The 575-nt window shown below is 62.6% G+C and carries 1 protein-coding gene; it reads right to left on the bottom strand.

The annotated features are described in order from the left end of the window. Positions 1–8: 8 nt before the first annotated feature. Positions 9–575: hypothetical protein (locus tag AAIL66_RS24345; RefSeq protein WP_343497968.1), on the bottom strand; the 567-nt coding region annotated here is incomplete at its 5' end.

The following is a 575-nucleotide window of genomic DNA, read 5'->3' as shown; positions in this document are numbered from 1 at the left end:
TAGCTGCCTTAGTTGGCATTGGCCGTTGAGCCTGCACCAGCAGTACCGGAGGTGCCACCACCGTTGGAGAAGTAGCCGGCGTTACCCCAGGAACCGGCATTCTGATGGACGGTACCCACAGAGCCTGCATTCGATGTGGTATTGGTCAGCGAGCCCCAAGGTGAGGAAACGGCTCCCGATGTGGCGTTGTAGCCAGAGGTGGTGCCCGCATTGTTGTGGACGTAAGCCAAGCCGCCGCCAGGGCCGGCGCCAGTTGCAGCAACATTCGCGGTCTGAGAAGAGGCGCCGCCGAAGGCAGTGCCGTTGACGGGTCCTGCGTTATAGCCGGCAGCAGCAGCCGAGCCCGCATTGGCATTGGTAGCCGCTACGCCGCCCGCAACACCGTTGCCGGAAGTGGCGGAAAGGCTCTTCACATTACCGAAGGTAGTTGCGCTACCACCGACAGCTGCCCCACCGATGCCAAAACCGCCTGCGCCGATAGCGCCGCCAGCAGCGTTTGCATTCGACGTTGCACCGGAGGTTGCACTATTCATGCTCAGCGCACTTCCGTTGCCCGAGCTGGCCGCACCCGACAT

Origin of the sequence: Comamonas sp. F1-6, from assembly GCF_039581415.1 — a bacterium.
In the GTDB taxonomy this organism is placed as follows: domain Bacteria; phylum Pseudomonadota; class Gammaproteobacteria; order Burkholderiales; family Burkholderiaceae_C; genus Comamonas; species Comamonas thiooxydans.
Note: the sequence above shows the minus strand (reverse complement) of the source record. Positions and strands in the feature narration are given on the sequence as shown.